The sequence below is a fragment of the Flavobacterium sp. A45 genome (assembly GCF_002001005.1).
Lineage (GTDB): Bacteria > Bacteroidota > Bacteroidia > Flavobacteriales > Flavobacteriaceae > Flavobacterium.
The window spans coordinates 20,914-27,548 of record NZ_MUNX01000081.1; the positions used below are offsets into that span (position 1 = coordinate 20,914).

Genomic DNA, 6,635 nt, shown 5'->3' on the forward strand with positions numbered 1-6,635 from the left:
AATCGACCTTAACCAAACTAAAAAACCAATTAAAAACAATTAATTTTCAAAATCAGGAAGAGTAGGTCTTGTTCTCAATCCTTCACTGATAATTGCCAATACTCTTTCTCTTTCTGCTCCTTGAAGAGGTAATCTAGGTGCACGAACATATTCTGTTCCCAAACCGGTAGCCACTTCCGCCAATTTAATATTTTGAACCAATTGTGCGTTGATATCTAATTCTAAAAGAGGCAGAAACCAGCGATAAATTTTTAATGCTTCATCAATTCTTCCTTCTTTAGCCAATTTATAAATTGCGACAGTTTCTTTCGGAAAAGCATCTACCAATCCCGAAACCCAACCATGAGATCCCATCAATAAACTCTCTAATGCCAATGTATCAACACCTGATAAAATCTTTAAACGATCTCCAAAACGATTGATAATTCTGGTCACATTTGAAATATCTCTTGTAGACTCTTTCACTGCTTGAATAGTGTCAAATTTTAATAATTCTTCAAACATATCCAGCGTCACTTCAATTTTATAATCTACCGGATTATTATAAACCATAATTGGCAAAGAAGTACTTTTTGCCACCTCAGAAAAGTATGTTACTGTTTCATGATCAGTAGCCATATAACGCATTGGAGGCAACATCATCAATCCTTTGGCTCCATCTTGTTCGGCTTTATTTGCAGCTTCAATAGCTCCGCGAGTGGTTTGTTCAGCTATATTCATTATAATTGGAACCGAACCTTTAACAATCCCTACGGTACCTCTTACGAGTTCACGTTTTTCTTCTTCTAATAATGTGCTGGCTTCCCCAAGAGTTCCTCCCAGAATGATTCCACTTACGCCCGCTTCCAGTTGGGCTTTTACATTTACCTCAAACATATTGAAGTCTAATTTATCGTCTGCAGTGAATTTTGTTGTAACTGCCGGCATTACACCATTCCATTGAACACTCATAATTGCTAAATTTTTGTTTAGACAAAATTACCTGCAAGACACAGAAAAATCTTTTAATAAATTATCACAAAATAATACTATATTATCCATTATATAATTAATACAAAAATAGAAGAGTAATATTTGCGCATTTTTTCAATAATATATACATTTGGTTTAAATTCATATACTATGAAAGTTTTTCCTTTTAAAATTACAAAAACAGGCGCCGAATCTATTATTTATCAAGAAGATAGAGAGCTTATGTTTTATAACAAACTACATCAGCATGAAGAGACACAGATAAGTTATATTGAAAAGGGAGAAGGAACACTATTAGTAGGAGACACTATAACTCAATATCAAAAAGGAGACATTCTGGTCATTGGCAGCAACTTACCACATGTGTTTCGAAGTGACACCAACTCCGAAGAATCATCCGTAATGATTTCACTTTTTTTTACCAATAACTCTTTTGGGAAAGATTTTTTTGAATTACCAACATTCAAAACCATTCAACCCTTTTTTGAAAACTGCAAAAACGGATTTATTATTAAGGACTGTCCAAAAAAAATTATCAAATGTTTCAAAAAAAACAAAACAGAAAATGAACTTGATCGTTTTATTATATTTTTAGAAACTATAAAAAATCTTAATCAAGCTGATAAAACACCACTTTCCTCCTATATATATGAAAAAAAAATAACGGATAATGAGGGAAAAAGAATGCAAAATGTCTTCGAATATGTGATGAACAATTATCAAAAAAACATTTCTCTTGAAGAAATTGCTTCGATAGCCAATATGACAAAAAACGCTTTTTGTCGTTATTTTAGAGTGAGAACCAATAAGTCTTTTTTTCAGTTTCTAATAGAAATCAGAATTGAACACGCCGGAAAATTATTATCTAAGAAAAATGAGCTTTCCGTATTGGAAATAGCCGAATTATGTGGGTTTAACAACATTTCCAATTTCAACAGGAAATTCAAAGAAATCAAGAACAGCTCTCCTTTACAGTATCGAAAATTAAACACATAAAAAAACCCGACAATTAATTAATTTGTCGGGTTTTGTCTTTTTGATACTTGTGATTTACTACATATAACTCAAAATCTCTTTCTTGAAAGCATCATATTCACCTTGTAAAATCAAACCGTTATCAAGGAGTTTTTTATAGTTTTGAAGCTTCGCAAAAAGCTCGTCTTGTGTCAATTCGCTTGTCTTTTTCTCAGTTGAAGCATTTGTATTCTCTGCAATAGGCTCTGCATAATTAGAAACCACAGGCATTATTTCTGCAAAATCAGTCACTTCTTCTGTTTCCATTTCTTCAATCAATTCTGATTCATGAATTAATGTCGGAGCAATTTCTTCAGTGATTACTGATTGTACTGCACCATTTTTTAAAATATCCAATTGTTCTTTGGCATACGTAAATATTTTACGAGCTTGAATTTTAGGAATATAATCAATTGAAACCTGCATCTCTGTTTTGGTAGAAAAAGAAAATTCAGACCCTAAAATATTTTCTTTTACAAAAGTCCCTTCAATATCATCCCAAGTGTAATCAATAAAATTCATAGACAAACCTAAATTCTTAGGTTGACAAATGATGATTCTTTTAGTCGTAACTACTATACTGTCCGGAAGTACTGTCAATGCAGGTTTTTTTTGCACAGCAATATACCCTACTTCTTCGTTTTTCATTAAGATATCCTGCAATTTTGAAGTGACTTTCTCAATCGCTTTTGGATCTTGTTCTTCGTTTAAAAACTTTTTAATTTGATCTTTCATTTTTTATAAAGTTGCTGAGTTACAGAGTAACCGAGTTGCTAAGTTTTTTAATTGTTGCACAAAAGTAATGTCTATTTTTCTAATTGCTTCGACTGCTCGGTAAATATTTTACCTCTGGTCGATAATTTCCATTTGAATTTTCTTGGTTAAACTTTTAAAAACCAAGTCATACGAATGATCTATCAATTCTTTCAGCAAAGCATCGGGAACATCTTGATTTACGGCAATCGTGTTCCAATGTATTTTACTCATGTGAAATCCAGGCTGAATTGCATCGTATTCGGCTCGCAACTCCTGTGCTCGTTCTGGGTCACACTTAAGATTCACGGAGGGAGCTCCTTTTTCCCATTGCAATAAAGAGGACAAAGCAAACATTTTACCGCCCACTTTGAAGACCAAAGTATCTTCATCAAACGGAAAATGTTCGGTAACTCCTTTTTTGGAAAGGCAATATTCGTAATAGTTTTCTAGGTTCATATTTCTTTTATTTTTTCCATCATTCGTTCGGGAAATGCCAATTCTTTGAAACCAAATTTCTCATACAAAAAATGAGCATCCCTTGTCGCCAATCTCCATATTTTTACTTCTTTCAACGAAGGTTCTTCCATCATCGCCGAAATCAAAACAGAAGAATATCCTTTTCCTCTGTGTTCTTCGGCTATAAAAACATCCATCATATAAGCAAAAACGACATAATCGGTAATGACTCTCCCAAAACCAATTTGTACATCATCCAAATATATTCCAAAACAAACCGAGCTGTCTATTGTTTTTTGAACTTCTTCAATGGTTCTTCCAGCCGCCCAATAAATATCCTTCAAAAAATGTTGGATAAAAGGAATATCCAACTTTTGTTTATCTGTAGAAACGGCAATCATAGCTTTATATTTTAATTCGATTTATTCTTCAACGCTTATAGGCTTATATAAAATGGGTTTACTCGGACTCGCATCATTTTCGAAAGAAGCGATTTGCAGATTCAACAAATAACTTCCATCTTCGACTTCATTGGCAACAAAAATCATTTCGGTGATAGTGCAGTCCAATCGTGCATCGGCATTTAGATTATGGACATCTTTCACTTTCCAAAATGCTTTGTGAGCCAACAATTTTCCTTCATCATGTTCTTTGTCCACGCTCGGCAAATCAATCAATAAATGTTTGATCCCGCTTTCGCGAATGAAAAGCGCTGCGTCTTCTGCCACATAAGGCGGATTGGTATTCGAATATTTCAGTGATTTTTTTATTTTGAAATTGGGTAATGTTCGTATGATTATGGCTTCTGGAGTTTTATTGTCCAACGCTTTTTTAATCTGATTTCTGGTTATTACCAAATCGTCACCTTGAATTTCGGGTACAACTGAAACCAATTCGGCCAAAAAGAAAAATTGCTTCAACGATTGATTAATGCTGTAAAACTCTCTTGTAATATGTCCCAGACATTCTGTATGTGTCCCGTGTCCGTGCGGATTGAAGAAGATATTATTGAAATTGGTTGATGACTTCCCTTCCGAAACTTTGCCAATCCAATCGCCAAAAACAACGGGTTCAATTACTGGTTTTTCTATATACCAAGCAATTGGATTCTCGTCTGTATTGGTTAATGGAATCGAAATATCAATGGGTTTTGACAAGTCAACTTCAATAGTCTGATTATTATGTTGGATTGTTGTTTTCATAGTTCAAACACTAAGTTCACTAAGAAGGCACGAAGCACACAAAGCTTAGTGAACTTAGTGACTTCTTTGCGCCTTTGTGGTTAGACTTCCAAATTTAAATAAAACAAATCACTTGCAATTCCATCCGTCAAGAATTTTCCTTTTTGGGTTGGTTTCAAAATACCATTATCAATAAAAAGCAAATCATCATTTATAAATTTCTGAGCTTGCTTCTGCAAATAATTTAAATATTCCCTTCCAAATTCCGTTTCTATTCTATCCAAAGAAACCCCCCAAATAGTTCTCAAACCTGTCATAATATATTCATTGTAACGGTCGGTAATAGATAATATTTCAATTTCATTCGGCAGGTTTTCTTCTTGGATGGATTTTAAATAAAGTGAATTATTCGAAACATTCCAACTTCGGGAAACACCGTCATAACTATGTGCAGACGGGCCGATTCCCAAGTATTTTTTCCCCAACCAATAAGCCGAATTGTTCTTTGAAAAATAATTGGCTTTACCAAAATTGGACAATTCATAGTGGATAAAATTATTCGCTTCCAAAGTTTTAACCAAAATCGCAAAGTGTTCTTGCGCTGATTCGTCATTGGGTTTGGCAATTTTTCCGGTTTGAATGAGTTTGTTCAAAGCCGTTTTGGGTTCCACTGTTAATGCATAACTTGAAATATGCGGGATTCCAAAAGACAAAGCCATTTCTATATTTTGTTTCCATTTCTCATTGCTCATTCCCGGAATTCCATAAATCAAATCCAGTGAAATATTATCAAAATATTGTGTCGCTTCTTCCAAGCATTTTTTGGCTTCCGCCGAATTATGCGCTCGATTCATCATCACCAAATCATCTTCAAAAAAAGATTGGATTCCGATGGACAGCCTGTTAATTGGACTTTTCGCCAATTCGATTATTCGTTCGCTCGATAAATCATCCGGATTGGCTTCGAGGGTGATTTCGGGATTTTCAGCAACGGTATAATTTTTATATACTTCAGAAATTAAAAATTCAATTTCTGCTGTTGTCAAAACCGAAGGAGTTCCTCCACCGAAGTAAATTGTTTCGACAATTTCATCTTTAAATTCACTTTTACGCATTTGCAATTCTTTGGCAATAGCAAAAACCATCTCTTCTTTCTTCTTCATTGAAGTCGAAAAATGAAAATCGCAGTAATGACAAGCCTGCTTGCAGAAGGGTATGTGTATGTAGATTCCTGACATAATAAAAAAATTGAATCTATTGTTTCGATAAAAAATACTTCATACTATCTTTATCTTTTTTATACCAATAAATAAATTGTTCTAGATTTTCCTCAATAGTACATTCATCAACTGACGAAAATTCATAAGTGCCAAAATCAACACTTTTAAGTAATTCAGGATTAAATTCAGATATTTTTTTATAAATAAAATCAACATCTATCAGCTTTTTCATGTATTCATAATTTTCTTGTTCCAGTGCTCCGAAATAAGAGTTGTTCCAGAAAGTGGGGAAGTTTCTAATTAAAAGCTTGATGTTTTTCTCATTTATTATTGTTTTTTCTATGTATTTATTAAATTCAGCTCCATTACCTAATTTCCAATAATGCATAATCATTTTATTAGGACTGTTTACAGGGTCTTTATAAAAAGGGTTTTCAATTTCAAATTCTTGAGCTTTTATCGCAATAGATTTCTCAAATTGCTTTTTATACAATTTATCGTCTTTGAATTTTCTAGTAAAATGGCATAACTGATAAATATCGAGATTTTCAGCTAATTGTAAAGAGATCTTTTCATTGTCATTTTCAAGATCTTTATTTAGAATTGACGCTGTTAATTCAATCAATCTTATTCGATAATCAAGGCCATACATGTCTTTTTTTGAATCAGGAACTAATTCAAAATTTTCGAATAAAAATTCATAAAAGAAATTGCGCTCATGGATTTCTTCTATATTTTTTATCAAAGTTTCGATTCTGTAAAGAACCTTATAATGTTGACTTTCATCTGAAAACAAACTCGTAATTAATAAAGCTAATTCTTTGGAATCTTGTTCTTTAACAAGCTTCTCAATCTTATTGATCTTTGTCGCCGAAATCTTTCTAACAGTGTGATATGAAAAATATTTATCAAAATGCTCTACCGAATTTATTCTTAATTCTTTTTCTAATAAATCGGAATCAAGTTTAGTATTAAAAAGAGTGCTTTCTTTATGGTTAATAGGAAATAGTGAATTTATAATATCACTCACATTACT

The 6,635-nt window shown here is 32.9% G+C and carries 8 protein-coding genes; 1 reads left to right on the forward strand and 7 read right to left on the reverse strand.

The window, feature by feature from the left end; translation table 11 throughout:
• Positions 1-39: 39 nt before the first annotated feature.
• Positions 40-951, reverse strand: coding sequence for a dihydrodipicolinate synthase family protein (locus tag B0E44_RS09710; protein WP_077373706.1), 912 nt, complete (start codon positions 949-951; stop codon positions 40-42).
• A gap of 171 nt (positions 952-1,122) precedes the next feature.
• Here B0E44_RS09710 and B0E44_RS09715 point away from each other — a divergent pair, with 171 nt between their 5' ends.
• Positions 1,123-1,968: an AraC family transcriptional regulator gene (locus B0E44_RS09715; RefSeq protein WP_077373709.1), complete on the forward strand. Its 846-nt coding sequence runs from the start codon at positions 1,123-1,125 to the stop codon at positions 1,966-1,968.
• A 57-nt stretch (positions 1,969-2,025) separates the two neighbouring features.
• On the opposite strand, the gene B0E44_RS09720 is transcribed toward B0E44_RS09715, so the two are convergent.
• The 6 genes from B0E44_RS09720 to B0E44_RS18795 form a co-directional block, all read right to left on the reverse strand.
• The gene (locus tag B0E44_RS09720) at positions 2,026-2,721 is read right to left on the reverse strand and encodes a PH domain-containing protein (protein ID WP_077373712.1); all 696 of its coding nucleotides are present in this window, start codon (positions 2,719-2,721) and stop codon (positions 2,026-2,028) included.
• Between the two features lie 108 nt (positions 2,722-2,829).
• On the reverse strand, positions 2,830-3,198 hold the full coding sequence (locus tag B0E44_RS09725) for an MmcQ/YjbR family DNA-binding protein (protein WP_077373715.1): 369 nt from the start codon (positions 3,196-3,198) through the stop codon (positions 2,830-2,832).
• Entirely contained in the window at positions 3,195-3,599 is a 405-nt protein-coding gene (locus B0E44_RS09730; protein WP_077373718.1) for a GNAT family N-acetyltransferase, read from the reverse strand. The genes B0E44_RS09725 and B0E44_RS09730 overlap by 4 nt, the downstream gene beginning before the upstream one ends.
• A gap of 21 nt (positions 3,600-3,620) precedes the next feature.
• Complete coding sequence (locus tag B0E44_RS09735) at positions 3,621-4,400, reverse strand: cyclase family protein (RefSeq protein ID WP_077373721.1); 780 nt, start codon at positions 4,398-4,400, stop codon at positions 3,621-3,623.
• An 80-nt stretch (positions 4,401-4,480) separates the two neighbouring features.
• Positions 4,481-5,617 (reverse strand): radical SAM family heme chaperone HemW, encoded by a 1,137-nt coding sequence (gene hemW, locus B0E44_RS09740; protein WP_077373724.1) that lies wholly within the window; start codon positions 5,615-5,617, stop codon positions 4,481-4,483.
• Positions 5,618-5,633: 16 nt separating this feature from the next.
• Positions 5,634-6,635 (reverse strand): hypothetical protein (locus B0E44_RS18795; RefSeq protein ID WP_165688785.1); only part of this gene is annotated, 1,002 nt, incomplete at its 5' end.